We start from the raw sequence: 24,351 nt of genomic DNA on the forward strand, positions 1-24,351 counted from the left end.
TTCTCTGCAATAACCTGGAACGCATTGCGGACCGCCATAGCCAGCCGGTGGGTTAGAAATTCAAGCATAGTCTTGCGTATAGGTGGCTCCTGTACAACTTCCATTCTCCAGACAGCTTTCGGTTGTGTTTGTCTGAAACTGGAAAAGTGCGCGATTAGTGGCATGTTTGTCTGGATTGCATGTGGCGGTATAAGTGTCAGTCACGGACTGCGACAGTGCTGTTTGGAAGTTTTCTGACAATGCAAAACTCATCGACACCTGTTCGCTCACCTTGCCACCAGCACCGAGGACTTCAAAACTTTCCTCTACGGATTCTGTAACTGTAGACGTCCATTCTGCCGTCGTGGACCAGGTGTTGGTACGCGAGGTGCCGATAGAGAGTTGTTTTGAAATCGTACATCCCTGGCCCTGACAAGATTCGACTTTGGACCAGAGCCCGAATGTGCTGGTCGCAGATGGTGCGACAGCCATCCAATAACAGCGCTTGGTTTCGTGGATTGGATTAGGCCCAAAAGTCTCATTATTGCACTCATAAATATTGTCTGCCGAATGCATAAAACGCCAATCATATTGATTGTCAGTCCCATAACGCATGAGAACCACATCACCGACTTTTGGAGTGCAGCTTTGTCCTTCGGTCGCACACTCTGTCAGCGTTTCGTTGTCCGAAAGTGTGTAATATGCATCCTTACTGTACTGACACACCTTGGTGGTGCCGTCGCTTGGGTTATAGTTGAAGTAATCGTTGGAGCAGTCCACGGTTTGCTTTCCATCACCGGACATCACAGTGTACATCCACACGTTGCCACTGCCATATCGGATCCAGTGCATCTTACCTGTATCCGGCAGACTGAACGTTTCTCCTTGTTTGGCGACGTCAGAATAGCTTCCTTCTGTTGCAACTTTCAGTAGGTTCGCTGTCGTATAGGCGCATTTCTTGTTTTGACCGTCCGATGGGTTGCCCCAGAAGTTGTTGCAGGAAATTCTGTCCAAACCCTGAGTGATGATATAGGTATAATTGTCTCCTTCACCGTACCGCAGGGTGACGATACCGTCGCTGTCGGGATAGCAGTGTTTACCTTCATCAGCGCAGTTTACCCAACTCGTTTCTTCTTCGTTTTGATGAGCGGAGTCGGCTTGCACAGGGAGCGTAACCAAGGCTTGGGCCACGAGCACAGAGCTTGCAGCAATCAAAAGACTTCGTAACAAAAGATATTCCTTTCAAGAAAACACATCAGCTGTGAAATGACGTAGGCAACGCCTCGCAAGCGCGCAGCAGAATACGCCGTTCCAGCTTTTTGAAGATCTGTTCAACTTAAGGGAGGGATTGCCTATTCAAGTAACTTGACATAAATATTGCCGCCCCTAAGTAGAAGTGCGGCAAATAAATAGATTGGTCTCGTAGTGGTAACAACATAAATGGTTTTAATGTTACATTGCTTCAGGCTATGCGTTAATTAATCTAAGTAGTTTTAGTTTTATGCGAATTATCGGCATTAATACTACGGTCAACGCATCATGCTGAGATATGATGATCTAACAGTTCCCAGTATTACACAGTGAAAACGTAGCCTAAAAACAACTAAGGAATAATTTGGGAGAAATGCCAGAATAATTGAGTAGAGGCTCCTTAGAACTATAGATAGGACCACTCCTGCAAGCGAAGTCATTGGGTATTTCTTCGATTCTGACAACAAGGGGGTGTCATCAAGTTGCTAACTGGCATTTCTCCCATGCCAAAGCTAATCGCTCAGGCTATTGTTCTTCTTACTCCTATTAATTTTGGCAATAACAGAACCGGACTCTGCGCTTATCATTTTGATGTCATCGGAGATTAGGTATTTGAAGAACAACAGGCCTACAACGCAAAAAAGTTATAAGACACTTTGCTTTAGGCTATATGGTAAGGTTCAAAAGCAAAGATGCTGGTTTTGCTAAGCGCTCCCTAAGTAGAAAAGGAGCAAACCCGCCTAGCTTCTATCTTAACTCGTAGAGACTGCCTCAGCAGGCAGTGAGATCAGTTTCCGGACTGCAAAGAGCGTGAGCTACATAAGTTAAAACGCACATGCTTAAATTGCTGCCTCTAAACCTTAACTCTAAACCTTAACTCTCAACCTCAAACTCCGAACTCGCTATCCCTCGCTCACCCGGTTTGCACGTAAACAGGCCTCCGGAGAGGGGGGCTTCGGCTAGGGTGGCGGCGGGGAGGCGGGTGCGGGCGCTGGTGATGTAGAGGGTGTCGAGGTTTTCTCCGCCGAAGGTCACGCTGGTTGGGCGTGGGACGGGGAGATCGATCACGCGATCTAACGTTCCATCCGGCAGGTAGCGGTTGATGCGCCAGCCGTCCCAGATGGCGACCCAGACACCGCCCTGATCATCCACCGTCAGGCCATCCGGACGGCCTTCGCTTTCAGGGATGGTTGCGAACATGCGTTTGTTGGTGAGTGTGCCGATGCCCGGTTCCGTATCATATGCATAGATGACGCCCAGAACGGTGTCGACGAAGTAGAAGGTTCTCGCATCCGGGCTCCAGCCCAGACCGTTGGAAACGGCAATGCCAGTTTCCTTTACGGTGAAGTTGCCATCATTGGTAACGCGGTAGAGGCCGCCGGTTGGCTGACTTGCATCCAAGCGCATGGAACCAACCCACACTGCGCCACCGGGGCCAACCTTGGCATCGTTGAGGCGGTTGCCTGCCACATCCCGTTCCGGGTGCATAAACGGTGTCAGCTGTGCGCTGGCAAAGTCCAGCCACTCCAGACCATCCTGCGTGGCCAGCAGCAAGCGGCCATCATTGGTTGGCATCACAGCACTGACCAGCTTGCCGACATCACAGCTGTCGTTGGAGCCGGTTTGGGGATCAAACCGGCAAACGCTTGGTTTAAGAATATCGACCCAGTACAGCTTGTTTTCGCCGCTGTGCCAGACCGGGGACTCGCCCAGTTGCGCACCCCAGGGCAGCACGCATTCCAATGGCTTGGCCATGTTCGCTCTGTTTGTTCTTGGTCTCGGCTGAGAGCTGATCGCAACGGCACCGGCCACACCGGTGATGCGGCGGGCGGCGGCCATTAGCTCGCGGCCAATCGGGTGGATCTGACCTTCTGTCATGCGTGAGGACGGGCCGAGGACGGCTAGTGCGCCAACAGGTTGTCCATCCTTGCCGGTGATCGCCACTGCAACCGAGTTCACCCCTGCAAAATGCTCTTCCAGCGAGATGGCATAGCCGCGGGCTCTGATCAGGGTCAGGTCCGCCAGCAGCTGTTCCTTGCTGGTGATCGTTTGATCTGTGAAGGAGTGCAGGCTCATATTCTGCAGCAGTCTGCGCAAAGTGGTTGGATCCTGAAAGGCCAGAAGCGCTTTACCGGCGGCTGTGGCATGGGCCGGTACTTTCTGGCCCACATCCACACGCACGGCGAGGCCCTGACCGGACCGCTCTTCCAGATAGAGCACGCGATCTTCATCCAGTCGGCACAGGGTCACGGTTTCCTGGAGATCATCAGAAAGGCGTTGCAGCTCAGAGCCTGCCACGGAGGACAGATCAAACGTATCCCAAACCTTGTGGGAGAGCTCCATGAAGCGCGGGCCGAGGGTGTAGATGCCCTTGCCCTCATCTTGCCGAACAAGACCGAAGGCGATGAGTGTTTTCAGGATGCGAGCAAAGGTGGGTTTTGGCAGACCAGAAAGTTTGAGCAGCTCAGAAAAACGATGCGGCTCATCCGCATCGGCGATGATATCAAGCAGGGTCAGGCCTTTGGCCAGCGCTGCAGCGCCTGTTGGCACTTTGGCTTTGGTATCACGGTCTTCTTTGACTGTTTCACCCTGCATCATCAATCACGATCCCCGAACCTGCTGCACTCTGTCGAAGTTTGCCACTATCTTACAAACAAGCGACCGACTCTGCATCCCAGAGCCGGTCACTCTCCCTATCAACGACTGCTTACACCTGCAACCAAATCTGGCAACGTCAGTGTTATTGCCGGGAAGAAGGTGATCACAATTAGTGTAATCACAATAGGTAGATAGAACGGCATCATGGCCTTGACCAATTTGCCATAGCTGATCTTGGCAATGTCCATCATGATGAACAGGATCACGCCGAATGGTGGGGAGACCGCACCGATCAGCAGGTTGAAAATCATCATCACGCCGAACTGGGTGGTGTCCATGCCGATATGCTCAATGAGCGGCAGCAGGGTTGGCACACCAATCAGCAAGATCGCGGTAGTTTCCATGAAGAGCCCGGCTACCAGCAGCATCAGGTTGATCATCAGCAACAGCACAATTGGGTTGTCGGAGATGGACAGCAGAGCTGTTTGCAGCGTTTCCGGTACGTTGAGTACTGAGATCAGCCAGGAGATTGGGGCTGCGCAGCCAATGATGAACACCATGGCACCGATGGTGAAGGTGGTTGCCCGCATGGCATCCAGCACATCCTTGAAGGACATCTCACGGGAGAGCGCTCCAAGAGCCATGGCGTAAACGGTGACGATTGCGCCTAGCTCGGTTGGGGTTGCTACACCGAGCAGCAGGCCGGACACCAGCAGGATCGGAGCCAGAAGACCCGGCAAAGCACGCCATCCTGCAACAACCACTTCGCGGAAGGTGGCCCGCGGGGCAACCGGTGAGTGCACCTTGCCGGAAACGGCCATGAAGTAGATGAGCACCATCAGCACGAAGCCGAGGAACAGGCCCGGCACGATGCCAGCCAGGAACAGGCGGGCGATGGATTCACCGGACAGTACGGCATAGATCACCATAATCACACTTGGTGGGATGATCGGGCCAATAATGGAGGAAGCTGCAGTGACAGCGGCGCTGAAGGGCTTTTCAAAGCCGGCGTCTTTCATGGCCTTGATTTCGATGGTGCCAAGGCCAGCAGCATCGGCCTGTGCCACGCCGGACATGCCGGAAAAGACGATGGAGGCCAGAATGTTTACGTGCGCCAGGCCGCCGTGAATATGGGCCACCAGCGTTTTGGCGAAGGCGAAGATCCTGTCAGCAATGCCTGAGACGTTGAGCAGGTTGCCCGCAAAGACGAACAGTGGGATTGCAAGCAGTGGGAAGCTTTCCAGCGAGGGCGTGACGCGCTGTGCGATGATCTTCAGACCCACGGCAGAGAACAGTGGCGAAGCGCCGGTGACCTGCTGGATGACGATGAAGATGACAGAGGCAGCCAGCATGGCGAACGGTACTGGCATGCGCAGAAAGATTAGGCCAAACAAGAGGCCGAGCAGAAGAAGTGCTTCCATGATCAGACCAGAGCCTCCTGCTCGTCTTTGCGCTCAAAGATCACGTCATAGGCCAGCGACAGGATGATCGAAGAGAAGCAGTAGATAAGTGGAATGGAGTTGTAGAACGCGACCGGGAAATTGAACGGCAGGGAGATGGTGGTACGGCGCATCTCAACCTTCAGAACCGGATTAACGTGCAGCAGAATGACGACGAGCGTTGCAATCGTCACCAGCGCCATGATCACGCCCAGGGCTTTGGAGAGTGACTCTTGCGGGAAAAGGTCTACCAGAATATGGCGCTTTTCCTTGGTTGCCACGGCGGCGGCCAGCATGGTCAGCAGAATAAAGGCGATTGTTACGATCTCTTCCATCCAGGCAATGGGAGAGTCAAAAACGTACCGCAGGATGATCTGGAAAGAGATGGTTCCTACGATCATGGCAATCAGAGCCATGCATAGTGCCATTTCTATCTTCCCGAGAACCGTCACGACGGTCTTCAAGAAACTTTTCATCGAAAAGCCCTCTTAATGCGGCTTAGACCGCGATTGATTAGAGGAGAAGCGCGGGCAGCCCCGCGCCTCACAACAGCTTTGGTGTCCGGTCAGAGGCCGGGCTTAGTATTTCTGGACAGCTTCAAACAGGCCTTTGCGCCATAGGCCTTCTGCTTCCACATCCGCAACGCCAGCGTTGGCAGCTTCGCGCAGTGGGGTAGCGTCGATCTCACGGATGGTGGCACCGCCCTTGCGCATTTCGTCCAGCACGGTTTCACGCCGCTCGGTGGAGTACTCGTAAACCCAGCGGGAGGCGTCTTCTGCAGCTTTGGTCAGCAGGTCCTGCTGTTCCGGTGAGAAGCTCTGGAACTTGTCTTCGTTGATGACGATGGTAGAGGTCGCCCACACGTGGTTAGTCATGTACACGTTTGGTGCTGCCTCGTGGAAGCGCTGGGAGATTGCCGCGCTTGGAGGACCTTCTGCACCATCAACGATGCCGGTGCGCATGGCCAGGAACACCTCACCCCAGGCAACCTGCGTTGGCTGCGCGCCGATGGCTTTCCAGAGGCTCAGGTAAGCAGGGATCTGCGGAATGCGCATTTTACGGCCTGAGAAGTCGGCTTTCTCGTTCAGCTCTTCAGTCAGGAACACAACACGAGGTTCAGTTGGACCGGAAGACAGCGGACGGATGCGGGCCTCGTTGATCATGTCCTTCGTCAGATCGTCAAACAGATCGCTCTTGAAGAAGTTGAAGACGTGATCCGCATCGCGGAAGGTGAAGCCCCAGGTGAGGATGTTGGTGTCTGGTGCATAGCTGGTCAGCCAGGAGCCTGCGGTGCCGAACGCGTCCAGAGACCCGGCGGAAAGCTGGTCCATCACCTGCGGAGGTGTGCCCAGCTGAGTACCGGTGATGTAGCTGACATCGATGTCGCCGTTAGAACGTTCTTCAACCAGTTTGGCAAAGTGCTTGTTCATCAAATCAACGGGTGAATCAATGGCATCCGCATTCACAAGAACCAGTGTTTCCGCTTGTGCTGCAAAGGATATGGCAACCGCTGCACTCGCCCCAAGTAGCAGTGATTTAATATAGGATTTCATAGAGCTTTCCTCCCTAAAGCAAGGTTAGAGCGTTTCCAGAAGCGTCAATGCTTCTGGCGAAGGTTTGACACCAAGACCCGGACCTTCCGGCAGGAAGTACGTCCCCGCTTTGCAATCCATGTTCCCGACTAGCAGGCGGCGGTTTGGTTCAAAGATGGAATGTTGGAATTCGTGCCCACGGGTGGCGGACAGAGCGGCAGAAGCCTGCAAGCTTGCTGCCAGAAAGATCCCCGCACCAATGGTGGCGTGAGGAATAACGTCAATGCCGAGTTCTCCGGCCAACCGGCCAATGCGCATAAAGCTGGTAATACCCTTATGCCCCATTTCCGGCTGAACGATTGAGATGCGGCAGCGCTCGATGCGGTGACGCATATCCCACACCGTGCGCCACTCTTCGCCCACCGCGATCTTCTGCGATGTGCTCTGGCTCACCTGTGCAAGGGCATTGATATCTTCAGTGCGCACCGGTGCCTCAGCAAACCAAAGGCCGTATGGCGCCATGCCCTCAATGAGGGACAGAGCTTCATCGGCTGTCTGGTTCCAGTGCATATCCGCCGCGATCAGAGCTTTTGGTCCCAGAGCGGAACGCAAATGCTCGATTTCAGCAACCGGGCCATCATCAGCCACCGGGCTGGCAAACTTGAAGGCGTGGAAGCCCTTCTCCTGCCAGCTCAGCGCCAGTTCTGCGCGTTTCTCACGGGTTGGTTCCGGCAGGCCGGAAACGTAAGCAAGAATGCCATCCTGCTTCACACCACCCAGCAGCTCCACCACAGGTTTCCCTGCCTGCTGCCCGGCAATGTCCCAAAGCGCGATATCGATGGCGGCCAATGCATCCACATAGAAACCGCCGGTGTACCCACGTACCCGCATCAAATCATAAAGATCGTCGAAGATGACTTCCGGATCTGCAGGATCGCGGCCAATGACAAAACTGGCCAGCAGATCGTTGATGATGGCACCGACAGCTCCAGGTGCGGCCAGACCATAGGTCTCCCCCCAACCAACTGCGCCATTGCGTGTTTCAAGACGCACCAGCACAGAGCGGTCGAAGATTGGATAGACCGTGCGGTTTCCACGACGCACCAGATATCCCTGCGCGTTAGGCTCTTCACCCGGACGTGCAGCACCCAAATAGGGTGTTTCGCGAGGTTGAGTTAATGTGAAAACCTCAACTTTTGCGACAGGATCTGTCATTACGCTGCCCCTTCCATGACAGAGCTTTCCAACAAGCCCAGCTCCACCAGATTATTGTCAATATCCGCTAGAGCCGTTTTGTCCAAGAGGGGGGTTGGTGCGCGCACGTCTGTTTCGATGGAAATGCCGCGTTTTAGCAGCACATATTTGGTCAGGCGCATGCGGTAAAGCGCTTGAATTGCAAGCAAAGGTAGAGTTCGGATGTAAAGGTCCCGCGCTTTGGACTGCTCGCTAGAGCGCCACGCCCGGTCCATCTGCACATGCAGATCAGCGATTTCAACGGCTGGCATAGCCGCGCAGGCGCCCCGCTCGTACTCATCCAGAATGTAACGCGCGCCACCGCCACCGATAACGCCTTTGAGGCCCGCTGGACGGTTTGCCAAAATCTCAACAATAGCTGGACCCGCCGGAAGGGTCTCTTCCTTCACGTAGGTGACTGCAGGCACGGCTTCGAGGATTTTCAGGATCGCTTTTGGTGACAGGTCAGAGCCACGCGGTGCTGGCGCGTTCTGCAGAATGATCTCCATACCCGGCAGTCCATCAGCAACCTCCGTCATGAAGACCAGTGCTTCTGCCTCACCCAGCTCCTTCGGAGGCTGCACCATCAGGTAGCCAATGCCCAAAGCTTCGGCTGTCTTGCCATGTGCAATCACCAGCTCCGGCTTTGCAGCGCTGGCACCGGCGACGATCGGCAGACGACCAGCAACGGTATCAACGACCACTTTCAGAAGGTTGCTGCGCTCGTCTGCGGTGAGCTTCTCCACCTCACTGGCGAAACCGGGAAACACCACTCCATCCACGCCAGCGGACAGGGCGAAGGTCACCACCTCTTTCATTCCGTCGAGATCAACTCCGCCATCTTTTGAGAAGGGCGTCGGCAGTACCGGCAAGATGCCATTTAGATCAGCTTTTTTCATTGGTCCACTTTATGATACCATGTGTTACTTATTGATACTAATAAAATCAGCGATATATCGCAATAGGGTTTTCAACGTAATCGGAGGACGCGGCAGAACACTAAAACACCACGGCTGAACGGCAGAATTCTGCCGCTGGAGCGTGGTAGATAGGTAGGATGGGACTAGGACGCTGGAAAAATAAATCTCGCTCAGAAACTCTCAAAACGGACGTGCAGCGAAAACGATTCTCGCAAAATCACTCAAAAATATGCGGATCAACGCAAACCAACGCACATTTCAACGCAAGCATTCAGGCAGCAAAAAAGGCGGCATCAGCATCTGCTGAGCCGCCCTTTTTATTCCCCTTCAGGACCGGTGATAACTAGTAGCCACCAGTCATGAAAATGCTCTCACCCGTCATGAACCCACAGGCATCTGAGGCCAGCAGCAAGGCTGCCCCCACCATCTCATCGGTCGTGCCCTCACGGCCCATCCAGTTGAGCTGGCGCACGTACTCAGCAAACCCTTCCGGGTCTTCTGCCTTGCGCCCGGCGCTTCTGTCCGTGTCGATCAGGCCCGGTGCCAGCGTGTTGAGCAACACGTTGTCCCTGGCGTAATCCCGTGCAAGGCTTTGCATGATGTTGTGCTGCGCCGCTTTGGTGGCAGCATAGGCCGTGACGATCTGCTTTGGTTTCAGCTGGTTGACCGAGCCAATACTGACCACACGCCCCCATTTGCGCTCTGCCATCACCGGCAAACAGGTTTGCAGCATCTCTAAGGTCGAGCGCACATTAACGTTGAGCTGAAACTCCAGATCCTCTGGCGCAAGATCTTCCAGCACTGCGTTTATCTGAGCAGAGGCGTTGATGACCAGAATATCTACTGGCCCCGCCACGGCTTCGGCCTTCTTAATGGCTTCACGCCCCGCTCTGGGAGCGCTCAAGTCCTGTCCAATGGAGTAAGCAGTGCCGCCACCTGCTCTGATCTCCTCCAGCGTGTTTGCGCAGGCATCTTGCTTGTGCCCGTGCACCACCACTGAGGCCCCAGCTCCTGCAAGCCCCTTTGCAATGGCCGCACCAATCCCGCGGCTGGAGCCTGTCACCAAAGCCGTGCGCCCAGTGAGATTAAAGATTTCGTTTGGTGTCCGCATGACAACCTCACATCCTGAACAATGATGATACGTGCTAAGTCGTTGACTTAAGAAGGTTCCAGCACTGAGCGATGCACCTTGAAGATAGCTTTGCGCACGGGCGCGCCCTTGCCATCTGGTGCCACCAATGGCCGGTGCAGTTCACCGGGAAAGAACACGGCAAAGTCGCGCGGTGCCATGAGAACCGTCTTTTCTGAGGCAATCTCAGCTGTAAAGGCGACATCCTTATCTGCCATCTTATCCTCGGTGATGGCGCCTGCTGGCATATGGCCGTAACCCAGCACTTCCGTGCCTTCCAGCAGCACCTGAATATCCGCATAATCAGCATGGAATTCTGGCCGACGCTCTTCTATGGGCTGGGTTTGCGCATCCACCACCATGGCGAAAACCTTATCGCCATCAAGGTCATAGCGTCCCGCTTCGCGGTCTTCGCTCAAGAACTCTTTGGCATCTTTCAAAAGCTGCTTCAGCTCCGTGGAGATAAAGGGGATGATCTCCAGATGATCAAGATTTGCACTCAACATGCTAGCATTCCTTCTTGTTTACGTTTGTCACGAGAGCTCTGGCCCGCTGCCGCACCTGATCTGGTGTGTCTCCCGGTTTAAAGAGTGAGGACCCAATGCCCGCACCGGCTGCCCCAACCGCCATGTACTGCGCAATGTTGTCTGCATCGACGCCACCAACGGGGAGAACACGTGTCCCCTTAGGCAATACGGCAAGCATGGCTTTGATGATGGAAGGTGGGCAGAGTTCTGCCGGAAAGAGCTTGAGTGAATGCGCGCCCAGCTCGGCAGCAGCAAACGCTTCTGTTGGGGTATAAACACCCGGCATCCAGTCCATATCAAGTAACTGGCAGGCTTTGCCGACTTCCGCACTGAAGTTGGGCGCGACGATAAACTGCCCACCGGCTTCCTTCACCTGCTTTACATTGTCTGCGTTCAGCACAGTGCCTGCGCCAACACTCACCTGATCGCCAAACTTCTCGGCAATTAATGAAATGCTTTTCAAGGGTTCCGGTGAGTTCAGCGGCACTTCCATAATATGAATGCCGCCATCAATCAGCGCCTGCGCAATGTTCAACGCCTCATCCGGTGTAAGCCCGCGTAAAATCGCGACCACTGGCGCGGTTTGCATGTGTCTATCAAGTGATTTCATTGTTCTTCCTGAAATTATTGGATGAAGTTGAGGGCCCGTGCGACCTGCGCTGCACCAAATACCGCCGACCCGTGTGGGACGATTTTTGACGGGGCACCAAGCACAGAAAAGCCGCGCTGATACAGCTCTGGCAATCTGCCATTGCCGAGGATCCAGAGTGTGTCTTGAGAAGTCGCGATGGCTTCGGATAGTTCTGCTCCAATCAGCAAGCCTGAGAGATAGCAAGCTGCATGTACTTGTGGCATGCCATCCACCAAAACACGGGAGCGCGCGGAGAATACACGGTTGAGTAAAGCACCAGCCCCACCTTGTTGCGCACCAATGCGGATGCCTTCCTCAAACCAGGAGCAGCCAGCTTCACATGGTGTGCTGCCAAATGCCCCGAGAATGGTGGATTTGGTCAGGGCGCTGAACATCTCTCCTGTGAGATAGGTGCGGAAGCTTTGAATAGCTCCATCCCGAATGATCGTATGTTTGGAATGGGTTCCGGGAATGATCATGGTGGCATCGCGCAGGTTGAAATGAGAGACAGCCCCAAGGATCTCCGTTTCCTCTCCGCGCATCACATCGGCCTCATCCCCTTCAGCTTTGATGCCCGGAATGAACCAAAGAGGCCCCAGATCCGGTAGTGCTAGTTGCTTCGCGGCACTGGAAAGGTCTGCGGCTGCGGTTGGCAAGGTTGCGTAAGGCACCTCAACCCAGCCGTTGCGAGAGGTGATCATGCCCGAAAGGACGACTGGCAAGCCCCCATGGAACCCCTTCAGGCCTTTGAGGTTGTCTCGCAGGACATCCTCAAACTTTCCGTCACACTGCAGAATCCCTTGGTCTGTCGAGATTTTATTGAGGATTTCCATTTGGTTGCTGAGAGTGCACGCGCGAAACGAGCTCGTGCCCCAATCAACAGCGACCAGACTCGCATCTGTCATGATCAGCGCCCCATTTTTTCGCAGCATCCGGTGAGGACAGCTGCCTGAGTTATTCGGGTGGGTTAGCTCACCCATGCGCAAACCAATCACAATATTGCTTTTATAGCAACATTAAATCATACCGCAGTTCCGCCTATGCCTTGTGGACCAAGCTGATAGACGCAGTTCAACGCTGGAAAACAGCACAGAAAATACAGTAATGTTGCTATTGGTAACTCAATGGAAGATGGATCAGGTTGGCAATAGCACGATGATCCGCGATGCGAAGGCAGAGATGGCAACCAAAAGTCCCGCCCAATCCAACAAAAGCATTTCTGATGGCTTCGTCGTTTTGCAAGCGCTTGCCTCCTCTGATCGTCCCATGGGGGGACGAGAGTTGGCACGCGTATTGGATATGGAAACCACGCGGGTCAACCGCCTGCTGAAGACCCTGGCATCCATGGATATTCTGCAGCAGACCACTCAGCGCAAATATGAGCCAGGCCCGGGCATGCACGTGCTTGCTGCGCAGAGTCTGCACGCTTCCAGCCTGCTGCGCCATTCCATGGACGCGCTGGAAACGCTGACTTCCACTGGTCTGATTGTGGCACTTGGAGTTTTGTGGCGGGATCAGGTGGCTTACCTTTACCACCGCACGCCGGGGATGTCCGCCGGTGACGCTCTGGGCCGTATCGGATCACGCCCTGCCACTATGACTGGCGTGGGCATGGCACTGCTCGCAGCCAAAACGGACGAAGAGATAATAAGTCTTTATGCCGGGCGAGATATCCCCGGTTACCCCGAGGGGCCAGAGGCGATGATGGACCGCATCACCACCATCCGCCGCCAGAACTACGCTTACGTGGAAGTTCAGCCCGACACCCTCGGCAAAGCCAACGACATCCACCAAACCATCGCCACCACCCTAGGCACCCCCACCACCGCCGCCCTAGCCCTCTCCGGCTGGATCCCCGAGCCAAGCACCGAAGAGCTGATGAAACTGCTGAGAGGGTGTAAGGAGGTGATTGAGGGAAATATGGGTGGGGTATAAGTAATTGTAATATCTACTACTACCCACACAGATCGCAGGCTGTTGGAGTGGCTGCGCATCCGCCTCTTGCAGTGCAGCGCAGGTCGGAGTGCATTTGCTTTCCTACTTTTTGTGTGCTCACGACCATCTCATCAAATGGCAACACGGCATCAAAGCCGGAAAGGCTTGCCACGGCGGCGGATTGCGTATGAGAAATCCCCGCGATGTTTCGTGCATGACAAGGGATTTCAACTTCTCCGCCTACAGGGTCACACACCAATCCAAGTGTGTTCATGAGGCAAAGAGAGGCAGCACTGAAGGCTTGTTGCGCGGAGCCACCAAACAGGTGAACAAGCCCCGCCGACATCATGGCAGCAGATGCGCCGGTTTCAACGGAGCATCCCCCGGTTTCAACGGAGCATCCCCCGGTTTCAGCTGCAAAACTCCCATGCTCTGCAAAAACAGCTCCAATCAGTGCTGTGACCTGGAGTGCATCGATAATCCGTTCGCGATCAATACCTTGCTGCTGAAGGGAGTACAGTGTTCCCGGAACGATCCCCGAGCTCCCGGCCGTTGGGGCTGCGACAACAACTCCTCTGTTGGCGTTGGCATCCATAACACCAAGTGAGGCGGAGATCGCACCTTGCAGGAAAGGTGAGCCTATCACCTCCACAGGATCTGCGGCAGCAACCCGTTTTGCACCTGGTTCCAGAAACTTCATGCTGGAGCTGTCTTTTGTCAGCGCCAATCCGGAGTGAACCGCCTCTATCATGATATCAAGCCGATCCGCAAAAGCCTTCCGAGCCTCACTTTGGCTCAAACCCAATCGCTTGGCTTCCAACGACAGGGCAAGATCAGCAAGACTGCCGTTGATGCTTGCCTGCTCAAGTAAATCTGCTGAGCTTGCGAAGAGAGATGCCTCATCTCTGACCGGAAACTGAACAGGTGCACAGGATCTTACCCTGGTGCTTTGATCCAGTATCTCTTGAATGAAAGGGGCATCATGAGAGAATGGGTAAGGGGATTTAATTTCAATAAGTTGAGTGTTTTTGTCAGGCGATTGACGAGTATGAGCCTGTAATTTCTCGCCAGACAGAAATTGTTCTGGAACCACGTTGTTCCCGCACTCAACTAAGAGCATATAGTCGCTCCCTGAGACGTCAATTTCGTAGCCATCCAACCCGTCAACTTTGAACATGCCTCCGCCGATCGAGAGCCCTTTGAAGCATTCTTGCCGACGTATTCCTTCGCGATCCTCAACAGAAACAGCAATCTCAACCCGGTTGGGATGATCGGCAACCTCAAGCTGCCGGATGTTTATCTTCAAAGGAAATGGTTGCCCCTTCAGAAGATTGGGCAGAGCATGTCGATAGGAAGGAGAGTTGATCTCTTCACCAACAAGGCCAGCAGCAAAGCCCTCATCACTGCCCTGGTTGGTGTACACTTGCGCAAATGATCCACCCGGATCAAAAGCTATTTCAACACCAACAATCTTATCGCCTTCACAAACGGCAAGCTGTTGAATGGTTTTACCAAGAAAATAGGGAGCAGCTGAATGTGAGCTGGAAGGCCCTCTCATAACAGGACCAATGATTGAGTTAAGAAGACTGATCGTGCTCATGCAAACTCCCTGGAAAACACTGTGATATTTTACACAAATGACAATCAGTTTGAAGCAGCTTCTTTAGTGTTGAGGATGCATAAATCAGCCGTGTTCCAACCCCGACATTACTCAAAATCTAACTGATAAGAAATTCTTATCATCTCATGCAAAAGATGCAATTTCACTTAATACACTTCAGTACCTACATTCATTCTAGGATTTGCTGGATGCATCGTTTCGTCTCACCGCTTAAGGTAAACGCTACGTCAAGACCCAGTGATCGCCAAACATAGGTAACGGAGACAGTTATGCACGGCAACGATGTCAAGACATCCGGCGTTTGTCCGGTGGTACATGGCGCGAATACATCGATGGATAAGCCAGTCACCCGATGGTGGCCTGACGCTTTGAATCTCGATATCCTCCATCAACATGGTGCGCGTACCAACCCGATGGACCCAGGATTCAATTATCACGACGCTGTCAAAACACTCGACTTTGAAGCAGTGAAGGCAGACGTCCATGCGCTCATGACCGACAGCCAGGACTGGTGGCCGGCCGACTGGGGCCATTATGGTGGTCTGATGATCCGCCTTTCATGGCACACAGCTGGCTCTTATCGTCTGGCAGATGGTCGTGGCGGCGGCGGTTCCGGCAACATTCGCTTTGCGCCGCTCAATTCCTGGCCTGATAACGCAAGCCTCGATAAAGCACGCCGCTTGCTTTGGCCTATCAAGAAAAAATACGGTAACGCTCTTTCCTGGGCTGATTTGATTATTCTCGCAGGTACAGTCGCCTATGACTCTATGGGTCTGAAAACCTTTGGTTTCGGATTTGGCCGTGAGGATATCTGGGGTCCGGAGATCGACACCTATTGGGGATCTGAAAAAGAATGGCTCGCACGCAGTGAAGAGCGTTATGACGATCTGGATGACCCTTCAACGCTCGAAAACCCTCTGGCAGCGACCCATATGGGGCTGATTTACGTGAACCCGGAAGGCGTGAATGGCGTTCCTGGCCCACAAAAAACAGCCGACCAGATCCGCGAAACCTTTGCTCGTATGGCAATGAATGACGAGGAAACGGCTGCACTGACATGCGGCGGTCACACCGTTGGTAAGACCCATGGACGCGGCGCCGTTGATAACATCGGTGTAGCGCCGGAAGCTGCCGGTCTGGATGAGCAGGGACTTGGCTGGTCCAACCCTGGTCAGGACGGCAAGGCAACAAATGCCTTTACTTCTGGCATTGAAGGGGCGTGGACAACACACCCAACCACATTCGATATGGGTTTCTTCGATATGCTGTTCGGTCATGAATGGCATCAGGTCAAATCCCCTGCCGGAGCCTGGCAATGGGAACCTGTCTCCATCAAGGAAGAAGACAAACCTGTCGATCCAACAGACCCATCCGTTCGCCATAACCCAATCATGACTGATGCAGACATGGCGATGAAGGTTGACCCGATCTACAACGAGTACTGCCAGAAGTTCATGGCAGATCCTGAGTACTTCAGGGATACCTTTGCACGGGCCTGGTTCAAGCTGACCCACCGCGATATGGGACCGAGAGCAAACTATCTTGGCCCGGATGTGCCGAAAGAAGACCTCATCTGGCAGGATCCGGTTCCAGCGGGCAACACAAACTATGATGTTGCTGCGGTGAAAGCCAAAATTTCAGCAAGCGGCTTGAGCAATGAAGACCTGATCAAAACGGCTTGGGACAGTGCACGAACCTATCGTGGCTCTGACATGCGCGGTGGCGCCAACGGTGCTCGCATCCGGCTTGCTCCGCAAAAGGACTGGGTTGGTAATGAGCCGGATCGGCTTGCGAAAGTGCTGGCGGTGCTCGAACCAATTGCAGCAGAGACAGGGGCCTCAGTTGCAGACGTGATCGTTCTGGCAGGGAACGTCGGCGTTGAAAATGCCATCAAGGCAGCTGGCTTTAACGTGGATGTTCCATTCGCACCGGGCCGCGGTGATGCAACGGATGAAATGACAGACGCAACATCCTTCTCTGTGTTGGAGCCTATTTCTGATGGCTTCCGCAACTGGCAGAAGCAAGAATATGCTGTGAGCCCAGAAGAAATGATGCTGGATCGCGCACAGCTCCTCCGCCTCACCGGCTGGGAAATGACTGCGCTCGTTGGCGGCTTGCGCGTTCTTGGTGCTAACTACGGTGGATCAAAGCACGGTGTCTTCACGGATCGTGAAGGCCAGCTGACCACAGATTTCTTCGTCAACCTGACCGACATGGACAACAGCTGGCATCCGCTCAAGGATGGTACCTATGAGATCCGTGACCGGAAATCTGGCAAGCCTAAGTGGACTGCAACCAGTGCCGACCTTGTGTTTGGTTCCAACTCCATCCTGCGTGCTTACGCTGAAGTGTACGCCCAGGACGACAACCACGAAAAGTTCGTCCGCGACTTCGTGACAACATGGACCAAGGTCATGAACGCCGACCGCTTCGACCTGACTGCATAAATGAACCTCAGCCTGGGCAGGAGACTGCCCGGGCTTTTTCGCAACTTCATTGAGGTGCTTTTCGTCCCTCAGGTATATCCGGTTGCGCTGCTCTTCTTTTCCAGTTAAGAACCGCTTGACCTCGGGGTGCGCGCTTTTGTCGTGCTGAGATGCCAGATTGGCGAACCCGTTGAACCTGAACCGGCTAGAACCGGCGGAGGGAAGGGTACCGGTTTCATCCATCCTTGCCCTCTCGCCGCAATGGAGGATGACTTGAAACATCTGTTAATTGCTGCGGGATTACTCACTGCAACATCGGCAATGGCTACTGAGAAGCCAGAACTCACCGTTTATACCTATGACAGCTTCGTTTCTGACTGGGGCCCTGGCCCTAAAGTGGAAGAAGCATTTGAAGCAATCTGCGAATGTGACCTGAACCTTGTTGGTGTTGAAGATGGTGCCGCGCTGCTTTCCCGTCTTCGTCTTGAAGGCAACAACACCGATGCTGATGTTGTTCTGGGGCTAGATACCAATCTGATTGAGACAGCCAAGAAGACGGGTCTGTTTGCACCGCATTCAGTTGAAGCAAACTACACACTGCCGGTCGATTGGGCAGATGAGACCTTTGTGCCTTACGACTGGGGCTATTTCGCATTCGTGTATAAGAAGGGCGCAACGGTTCCTTCCAGTTTCCGTGAGCTGGCCGAGAGCGACACAAAGATCCTCATTCAGGATCCACGCTCTTCCACCCCAGGCCTTGGTCTGCTGCTTTGGGTAAAGTCTGCTTATAGCGATGAAGCTGCGGATATCTGGGCAGGGCTTTCCGATAATATCGTGACTGTTACCAAAGGTTGGTCTGAAGCCTATGGCCTTTTCCTTGATGGGGAAGCGGACATGGTGCTCAGCTACACCACATCTCCGGCTTATCACCTGATTGCTGAGGAAGATGACAGCAAAACCACGGCTGCGTTTGATGAAGGCCATTACATGCAGGTGGAAGTGGCAGCGAAACTTGCTGGCACCGATCAGCCGGAACTGGCAGACAAGTTCCTGAACTTCATAGTTTCTGACGCTTTCCAGAGCATCATTCCAACAACCAACTGGATGTATCCGGCAGTTACACCTGCAAGTGGTCTTCCAGCAGGTTTCGAAACCTTGCAAACACCTGAAAAGGCTTTGCTGCTTGCACCTGAAGATGCAGTTGCTGCACGACGTGAGGCTCTGCCGGAATGGCTCGAAGCACTCAGCCAGTAAGCTCGCTTCCCGGAGTTGCCGCGGCATTGCTCGTCGCGGCACTCATTCTTGGCACGCTGGCTGCTGTTGCACTGCGTGCTGAAGCCGGGCATGGTTTTTCTTTGTCAGACTGGGCGGCACTTAAGTTTACGCTCACACAAGCCGTGCTTTCAGCCGTGATCAGCGTAGGGTTGGCGGTGCCTGTTGCACGCGCGCTGGCACGCCGCCGGTTTAAGGGGCGCAGCTTGTTGATCGCCTTGCTTGGCGCCCCGTTTATCCTTCCGGTTATTGTCGCCATTCTTGGTCTACTGCAGGTTTTTGGACGTTCCGGTTGGATTTCAGATGTACTGGTTTACTTCGGCGCGTCTCCCATCCGCATTTATGGCCTGCACGGTGTTGTGCTGGCTCATGTGTTCTTCAACCTGCCATTGGCAACCCGCCTCATATTGCAGGGGTGGCAAGAGATACCGTCGGAGCGTTTTCGCCTTGCGGCTCAGCTGGGATGCGACGGCTGGTCTTTGTTCCGCCTGATCGAGCTTCCCATGCTCAAACGCATTTTGCCCGGCGCACTAGCCGTAATTTTTGCCATTTGCCTCACCAGTTTCGCCGTTGCACTCACCCTTGGTGGCGGTCCCCGCGCGACAACAATTGAGCTGGCGATTTATCAGGCCTTTACCTATGATTTTGACCTTGGACGTGCAGCACTTCTCTCTGCCCTGCAATTGGCGCTGACAGCGGCAGCTGCTTTTGCCGCTCTGAAGCTTTCCCGTGGTGAAGGTTTTGGTGCGGGATTAGACAGAGCCATCCAACGCTGGGATGGTGGTACGCCTGTCATCGATAGTTTTTGGATTATACTTGCCGCTGTCTTTCTCCTTCTGCCAATCAGCGCTGTTGCGCTCTCCGGTGTTGCAGGTCTTTTCTCTCTGCCGTTTTTGGTGATCAAATCTGCATTGATCTCGGTAGGCGTTGCTTCAGCCAGCACCATCATTTTGCTGTTGCTTGCGTTACCGATGGCTGCAGCCATTGCTGTTAGAAGGCACAGCCCTGTAGAACTTGCGGGCATCCTTGGCCTTGCTGCTTCTCCATTGGTGATCGGCACGGGGCTGTTCATCATCATCCGCCCCTGGGCAAACCCAACAGATCTCGCGTTACCTGTCACTGCGCTGGTTAACGCAGCCATGGCACTGCCGTTCGCCCTGCGCATTCTGGTTCCGGCTGCGAAGGATACTGTTTCCCGTCATGGACGTCTGGCGCTGTCTCTGAATATGGAAGGCTGGGTGTTCTTCACGCGTGTCTTTATTCCGCGCATGAGGCCACAGATTGGCTTTGCTGCTGGCCTTGCTGCCGCGCTTTCCATGGGGGATCTGGGTGTGATTGCTCTTTTCGCTGACCCGGAGATTGCAACACTGCCTTTGCAGATCTATCGCCTCATGGGCGCTTATAAGATGGAAGCGGCGGCCGGTGGAGCACTTTTATTGCTGGTGCTGTCCATGTCTTTATTCTGGCTCTTAGACCGCGGAGGACGCTGGCATGCTGAAGCTTGAGTCTTGCATAATCGCCAATGGTGTCTTTCAACTGCACGCAGATGTCAGCGTAGAAGCTGGCAGCAGTGTTGCCGTGATTGGCCCTTCAGGTGCAGGCAAATCAACCCTGCTGGAAGCGATCGCCGGTTTCCGCCAGCTCTCAAAGGGGCATGTCTCATGGAAGGGGCAGGATCTGACAGAACTGACCCCGGGCAAACGCCCAATCGCGATGTTGTTTCAGGATGGCAACCTCTTTCCGCACCTCACTGCTGAGCAGAACGCAGCACTTGGTCTGCGTCCAAGCGGCAAACTCTCAAAAACAGAGCACGCTCAGGTCGCTGCTGCGCTGGAGCGGGTGGGTCTTGCTGGGATGGGAACACGTAAACCTGCTGAACTGTCTGGCGGCCAACAAAGCCGCGTTGCGCTCGCTCGTGTGCTCGTACAACACCGCGACCTGCTTCTGCTTGATGAGCCCTTCGCCGCACTTGGCCCAGCCTTGAAGGCCGAAATGCTGGATCTGGTTGCAGAGCTAGCAACTGAGACAGGCACTACGCTCATGATGGTCAGCCACGACCCACAAGACGCCCGCCGCATCACCAACCAAGCCATGCTGGTTGCAGACGGCACCGTCCATCCCCCCGCTGAAACCACAGAACTGCTGGACAACCCTCCACCGGCATTGAAGGAGTATTTGGGGTAGCTCTTCGGTCTGGAGCTTATCAGCCACACGCAAAAGCGTGATTGGCGTCCTTTTGGTATTTCTGATTTTATCTCTCGAACAGTGCGTGTGCGGTCCTGACGGAGTTCCGGTTTTTGTGCGCGCTGCGCTTTGGTTTTGCAACTGGAAAGAGATTTAAATCATGGGTTTGCTTCAGGATGGACGCTGGGTTGATCGTTGGTATGACACCTCTAAAGCGGGTGGGCGATTTGAGCGCAAAGCATCTCAGTTTCGAAACTGGGTCACCTCAGATGGTCAACCTGGCCCCAGTGGGACCGGAGGCTTTCGAGCAGAAGCAGGTCGTTACCACCTTTACGTTTCACTCGCGTGCCCATGGGCTCACAGAACTCTGATCTTTCGAAGCCTCAAAGGCCTCGAGGATATGATCTCATTGTCCGTCGTCCATTGGCATATGGCTGAGAATGGATGGACCTTCGAAGAGGGAGAAGGCGTTCAGCCGGATACCATCAACCATGCCGAGTTCATGCATCAGGTCTATACCGCAGCTCAATCAGACTACTCAGGCCGTGTGACCGTTCCAGTCCTTTGGGACAAAGAGAACAACACGATTGTCTCCAACGAATCCTCCGAGATTATTCGGATGTTCAACTCAGCTTTTGATGATGTCGGAGCGAAATCAGGCGACTACTACCCTGAAGCTTTGAGAGCCAAAATAGATGCACTGAATGACCGCATCTACACCACAATCAACAATGGCGTTTACAAAGCCGGGTTTGCAACAACACAAGCCGCCTATGAGGAAGCTTTGTATCCTTTGTTCGAAACGCTGGACTGGCTTGAAAGCAAACTTGTGAAGCACCGGTATCTGACTGGCGCAGCAATAACCGAGGCTGACTGGCGACTGTTTACGACGCTGGTACGTTTTGATCCGGTCTATGTGGGACACTTCAAATGCAATCTGCGGCGGATACAGGATTACCCGAACTTATCCGGTTACCTTCGGGATCTCTACCAACAACCGGGTATTGCCGAAACCGTCAACCTCCACCACATAAAAGCCCACTACTACACCAGCCACGCAACAATAAACCCAACAGGCATAGTGCCGGTTGGACCAGAGGTTGATTACAGTCGTCCTCATGAAAGGGCAAAACTGGGGTAGGAAGAAAGCGAAAGCAACGACAACGATGTTGATGGCTTTTCGACTTACTCCATCCCCTCCACAATCATAATATCCGCGAAAGCTGCATGGGCTCTGTGGGATTTGGCTTGTTGGTATTCGGGGGAGTGGTAGCAGGCGAGGGCTTGGGTCATGGTGTCGAATTCGATGACCACGTTGCGGGGGTGGGCGGTGCCTTCCAGGTGTTCGGTTTTGCCGCCGCGGGCGAGGAAGCGGGCGCCGTATTTTTGGAAGGCGGCAGGGGCGGCCTTTGTGTAGTCAGCATAAGCCTCAGCGTCAGTCACTGTGACGTGGGCAATCCAATAGGCTTTTGGCATTTATTTTTCGCTCTTGCTCAGCTCTGCAGTCAGAAGGGTTTTGGCGATGTTGGCTGCTTCTGTCAGGTGCACCTTGATGGCTGCGGCTGCTGCATCAGCATCGTTGGAATCGATCGCAGAGTAGATTTTTTCCATCCGCTTGTACCCGGCTTCATGACGGTCACGGGTTCCCAATGTCATTGCACGTAGGCGGCTGATGCGACCGTTGAGTCGCTGAACAACTTCCCATGCCACGTTCTGTCCGCTGATCTCGAAAATACACTGATAAAACAGAGTTGTTGCCTCAAACAGATCATTGGTCTCGCCGCTGCTATACGCGGATTTGAGCTGGCCGAGGGCTTTGCCGAGTTTTTTCTTATCCCCATCTTTGGCCAGTTCTGCGCATTTCTGTGCGGCGCTGGTCTCCAGAAGCATGCGGATTTCATAGATCTGCTGCGCGTTTTCCCAATCCAGTTTTGCAACAATCGGGCCTTTGTTTGGCAGAATTTCCACCAGCCCCTCAGCTTCGAGGTAACGGATGGTTTCCCTTACAACTGAGCGACTTACGCCCAGCTGGTCGCACAAAGGGCGCTCCACCAGACGGTCCCCAGACTGGAAGTGCCCGGCAATGATAGCAGCCCGCATTTTCTCAAGGGCCATATCGCGAAGCGTCATTGTAGGACGCTCAATCTTCAAAGGATTATTTGCAGTCTCGATCATGGTCGCAATCTAGCCCGCGTTTACTTCATTCGCAAGAAGGTATTGACATTCGGTATTATGGTATACCATCTTATCACCATCGATTTTGTGAGTGGAATGAACGGAAGATCAAATGCCGGCAGAAATACGCAAGACGCTTCTTCATGTGGAAGACACGCTGATTGAGGGTGGCAAAAAAGCAGAGGTACCTTTGCGGATGATTGCTGCTGTGGCTGTCATCAAGAACCCATGGGCCGGACAGGGCTTCGTTGAGGATCTTCGCCCGGGCATCCATGATGTTGCGCCGGATGTTGGCAAACTGCTGACAGACATGATCATCAACTTTGCCGGTTCCGGTGAAGCAGTTGAAGGTTACGGCAAAGCGGCTGTTGTTGGTGTGAACGGTGAAGTGGAGCACGCATCTGCGCTCATTCACACACTGCAGTTTGGCAACTTTTACCGTGAAGCTGTTGGCGCTAAAACCTATCTGGCGTTCTGTAACACTCGCGCTGGTGCCAACGCGCCGATCATGATCCCGCTGATGGACAAGAATGATGGTGGACGTCGGTCTCACTACCTGACCATTCAGCTGGCTATTCCGGATGCACCGGCCCCGGATGAGATCGTGATTGCACTGGGCGCTTCTCTGGCAGGCCGTCCGCACCACCGGATTGGTGATCGTTATCAGGACCTTAAGGAGCTGGGACATGACGTTGACAACCCTGCAGCTGTCACATCCTAAAGGTACCGTCTGCTACCGCGAAGTAGGCGAAGGCGAGCCGCTCGTGCTGGTGCACGGCGTTGGCATGCAAGACGCCTCCTGGGGTCCGCAGGTCGAGTTCTTCGCCAAAACGCACCGCGTGATTGCTGTGAATATGCCAGGGCACGGAGGAAGCACTGCGCTTCCTCAAGGCTCTCAGCTGGAGGACTACGTAGAGTGGCTCCATGCTGTGATCAGTGCGCTGGGATTTGAGCAGGTGAACCTTGCGGGACACTCCATGGGCGCGTTGATCAGCGGTGGTTACGCAGCAACGCATCCAGAACGTGTAAAACGCGTTGCTTTGTTGAACGGCGTTTACCGCAGAACACCTGAAGCCCGCAGTGCTGTGCAGGCGCGGGCCAAGGAGATTGCACAGGGCAATATCAACATTGATGGTCCGCTGAGCCGCTGGTTCGGGAACAGCGATGTTGAGTTGAATGCCAAGGAGCAGGTCGGCAACTGGCTGCGGGAGGTAGACCCGGTTGGATATGCGATCACTTACAATGCGTTTGCACATGGTGATGCAACCTATGCAGATAAATGGGAAGAGATCCGGTGTCCTGCACTTTTGCTGACAGGCGATGGTGATCCGAACTCGACCAAGGAAATGGCCGTGGATATGGCGCAGGCTGCTCAGGACGGCATTGTCTGCATCATTGAAGGTCACCGTCACATGGTCAACCTGACGGCACCGGAACAAGTCAACGCCGCGATGGCGAGCTGGTTGAAACAACCAATAAGAACAAACGGATAGAAAGGG

The 24,351-nt window shown here is 54.0% G+C and carries 22 protein-coding genes and 1 riboswitch; of the genes, 8 read left to right on the forward strand and 14 right to left on the reverse strand.

Annotation, left to right across the window (positions count from 1 at the left end; genetic code table 11):
• Positions 1-60 precede the first annotated feature (60 nt).
• From PSE_RS09160 to PSE_RS09210, 11 genes are all read right to left on the reverse strand, one after another.
• On the reverse strand, positions 61-1,209 hold the full coding sequence (locus PSE_RS09160) for a hypothetical protein (RefSeq protein ID WP_148266120.1): 1,149 nt from the start codon (positions 1,207-1,209) through the stop codon (positions 61-63).
• Between the two features lie 894 nt (positions 1,210-2,103).
• Complete coding sequence (locus PSE_RS09165) at positions 2,104-3,828, reverse strand: SMP-30/gluconolactonase/LRE family protein (protein WP_014284581.1); 1,725 nt, start codon at positions 3,826-3,828, stop codon at positions 2,104-2,106.
• A 98-nt stretch (positions 3,829-3,926) separates the two neighbouring features.
• Positions 3,927-5,249 (reverse strand): TRAP transporter large permease, encoded by a 1,323-nt coding sequence (locus PSE_RS09170; protein ID WP_008551154.1) that lies wholly within the window; start codon positions 5,247-5,249, stop codon positions 3,927-3,929.
• Between the two features lie 2 nt (positions 5,250-5,251).
• Positions 5,252-5,743 carry a TRAP transporter small permease gene (locus PSE_RS09175; RefSeq protein WP_041768207.1) on the reverse strand — a complete coding sequence of 164 codons (492 nt, stop codon included), beginning with the start codon at positions 5,741-5,743 and terminating at the stop codon, positions 5,252-5,254.
• 102 nt (positions 5,744-5,845) lie between these two features.
• Positions 5,846-6,820 carry a TRAP transporter substrate-binding protein gene (locus PSE_RS09180; protein WP_014284583.1) on the reverse strand — a complete coding sequence of 325 codons (975 nt, stop codon included), beginning with the start codon at positions 6,818-6,820 and terminating at the stop codon, positions 5,846-5,848.
• Between the two features lie 24 nt (positions 6,821-6,844).
• Positions 6,845-8,014 carry a mandelate racemase/muconate lactonizing enzyme family protein gene (locus PSE_RS09185; RefSeq protein WP_014284584.1) on the reverse strand — a complete coding sequence of 390 codons (1,170 nt, stop codon included), beginning with the start codon at positions 8,012-8,014 and terminating at the stop codon, positions 6,845-6,847.
• Positions 8,014-8,931: a dihydrodipicolinate synthase family protein gene (locus PSE_RS09190; protein WP_014284585.1), complete on the reverse strand. Its 918-nt coding sequence runs from the start codon at positions 8,929-8,931 to the stop codon at positions 8,014-8,016. Before PSE_RS09190 ends, PSE_RS09185 begins: the two co-directional genes overlap by 1 nt.
• Positions 8,932-9,295: 364 nt before the next feature.
• Positions 9,296-10,063, reverse strand: coding sequence for an SDR family NAD(P)-dependent oxidoreductase (locus PSE_RS09195; RefSeq protein WP_014284586.1), 768 nt, complete (start codon positions 10,061-10,063; stop codon positions 9,296-9,298).
• A 47-nt stretch (positions 10,064-10,110) separates the two neighbouring features.
• Positions 10,111-10,587: a YhcH/YjgK/YiaL family protein gene (locus tag PSE_RS09200; protein ID WP_008551081.1), complete on the reverse strand. Its 477-nt coding sequence runs from the start codon at positions 10,585-10,587 to the stop codon at positions 10,111-10,113.
• Position 10,588: 1 nt separating this feature from the next.
• A complete protein-coding gene (locus PSE_RS09205; RefSeq protein WP_041768210.1) occupies positions 10,589-11,218 on the reverse strand; it encodes a 2-dehydro-3-deoxy-6-phosphogalactonate aldolase in 630 nt (209 codons plus the stop codon).
• Positions 11,219-11,232: 14 nt separating this feature from the next.
• Positions 11,233-12,144 (reverse strand): 2-dehydro-3-deoxygalactonokinase, encoded by a 912-nt coding sequence (locus tag PSE_RS09210; RefSeq protein WP_208998127.1) that lies wholly within the window; start codon positions 12,142-12,144, stop codon positions 11,233-11,235.
• Between the two features lie 199 nt (positions 12,145-12,343).
• Between PSE_RS09210 and PSE_RS09215 the strand changes: the two genes are divergently transcribed.
• Positions 12,344-13,174, forward strand: a complete 831-nt coding sequence (locus tag PSE_RS09215; protein WP_208998128.1) for an IclR family transcriptional regulator — start codon at positions 12,344-12,346, stop codon at positions 13,172-13,174.
• 19 nt (positions 13,175-13,193) lie between these two features.
• On the opposite strand, the gene PSE_RS09220 is transcribed toward PSE_RS09215, so the two are convergent.
• The gene (locus PSE_RS09220) at positions 13,194-14,774 is read right to left on the reverse strand and encodes an L-serine ammonia-lyase, iron-sulfur-dependent, subunit alpha (protein WP_014284590.1); all 1,581 of its coding nucleotides are present in this window, start codon (positions 14,772-14,774) and stop codon (positions 13,194-13,196) included.
• Between the two features lie 290 nt (positions 14,775-15,064).
• Between PSE_RS09220 and katG the strand changes: the two genes are divergently transcribed.
• From katG to PSE_RS09245, 5 genes are all read left to right on the forward strand, one after another.
• Positions 15,065-17,242 carry a catalase/peroxidase HPI gene (gene katG / locus PSE_RS09225; RefSeq protein WP_041768214.1) on the forward strand — a complete coding sequence of 726 codons (2,178 nt, stop codon included), beginning with the start codon at positions 15,065-15,067 and terminating at the stop codon, positions 17,240-17,242.
• A 112-nt stretch (positions 17,243-17,354) separates the two neighbouring features.
• A riboswitch (TPP riboswitch) is annotated at positions 17,355-17,461 on the forward strand.
• A gap of 21 nt (positions 17,462-17,482) precedes the next feature.
• Entirely contained in the window at positions 17,483-18,475 is a 993-nt protein-coding gene (gene thiB, locus PSE_RS09230; RefSeq protein WP_014284592.1) for a thiamine ABC transporter substrate binding subunit, read from the forward strand.
• Positions 18,451-19,998 carry a thiamine/thiamine pyrophosphate ABC transporter permease ThiP gene (locus PSE_RS09235; RefSeq protein ID WP_193384389.1) on the forward strand — a complete coding sequence of 516 codons (1,548 nt, stop codon included), beginning with the start codon at positions 18,451-18,453 and terminating at the stop codon, positions 19,996-19,998. Before thiB ends, PSE_RS09235 begins: the two co-directional genes overlap by 25 nt.
• Positions 19,985-20,677 carry an ATP-binding cassette domain-containing protein gene (locus PSE_RS09240; protein ID WP_014284594.1) on the forward strand — a complete coding sequence of 231 codons (693 nt, stop codon included), beginning with the start codon at positions 19,985-19,987 and terminating at the stop codon, positions 20,675-20,677. Before PSE_RS09235 ends, PSE_RS09240 begins: the two co-directional genes overlap by 14 nt.
• 160 nt (positions 20,678-20,837) lie before the next feature.
• On the forward strand, positions 20,838-21,818 hold the full coding sequence (locus PSE_RS09245; RefSeq protein WP_014284595.1) for a glutathione S-transferase family protein: 981 nt from the start codon (positions 20,838-20,840) through the stop codon (positions 21,816-21,818).
• Positions 21,819-21,862: 44 nt separating this feature from the next.
• Here the strand turns inward: PSE_RS09245 and PSE_RS09250 are convergent, their stop codons facing one another.
• Positions 21,863-22,153, reverse strand: coding sequence for a DUF1330 domain-containing protein (locus PSE_RS09250; RefSeq protein ID WP_014284596.1), 291 nt, complete (start codon positions 22,151-22,153; stop codon positions 21,863-21,865).
• Positions 22,154-22,852: a GntR family transcriptional regulator gene (locus PSE_RS09255; protein ID WP_014284597.1), complete on the reverse strand. Its 699-nt coding sequence runs from the start codon at positions 22,850-22,852 to the stop codon at positions 22,154-22,156.
• A gap of 112 nt (positions 22,853-22,964) precedes the next feature.
• Here PSE_RS09255 and PSE_RS09260 point away from each other — a divergent pair, with 112 nt between their 5' ends.
• Together PSE_RS09260 and PSE_RS09265 are read left to right on the forward strand one after the other, a co-directional pair.
• Positions 22,965-23,573: an amino acid synthesis family protein gene (locus PSE_RS09260; protein WP_008549345.1), complete on the forward strand. Its 609-nt coding sequence runs from the start codon at positions 22,965-22,967 to the stop codon at positions 23,571-23,573.
• Positions 23,539-24,345: an alpha/beta fold hydrolase gene (locus PSE_RS09265; protein ID WP_037036620.1), complete on the forward strand. Its 807-nt coding sequence runs from the start codon at positions 23,539-23,541 to the stop codon at positions 24,343-24,345. Before PSE_RS09260 ends, PSE_RS09265 begins: the two co-directional genes overlap by 35 nt.
• The last annotated feature ends 6 nt before the right edge of the window (positions 24,346-24,351 follow it).

The organism is Pseudovibrio sp. FO-BEG1, from assembly GCF_000236645.1.
GTDB lineage: Bacteria > Pseudomonadota > Alphaproteobacteria > Rhizobiales > Stappiaceae > Pseudovibrio.